The sequence below is a fragment of the Psychroserpens mesophilus genome (assembly GCF_050617655.1).
GTDB lineage: Bacteria > Bacteroidota > Bacteroidia > Flavobacteriales > Flavobacteriaceae > Psychroserpens > Psychroserpens mesophilus_A.
Genome location: NZ_JBODQC010000469.1, coordinates 1 through 239, shown reverse-complemented (window position 1 = coordinate 239; position 239 = coordinate 1). Strand labels below are relative to the sequence as shown.

Below are 239 nucleotides of genomic sequence, written 5' to 3'. Positions count from 1 at the left end.
GCCGCACCGCGATCCGGATACCGCCGAGTTCAAGCGCATCTGGACATTGCCAGGGCTGCGCCGCCAGGGCATCGCGCGGCGCGTGCTGCAGCAGCTGGAAGACCAGGCAGCGCGGCAAGGATACCGGCGGGTGTTCCTGACCACCGGCTTCCGCCAACCTGAAGCCGTCGGCCTGTACCTCAGCCACGGCTACACCGCGCTGTACGATCTGCAGGCCGACCCGGAAACCATCGCGCATC

General features: G+C 68.2%; 1 protein-coding gene. It reads left to right on the top strand.

What is annotated here, in order from left to right; genetic code table 11:
- Positions 1-239 (top strand): GNAT family N-acetyltransferase (locus tag ACRHNM_RS18025; protein WP_431138003.1); only part of this gene is annotated, 239 nt, incomplete at both ends.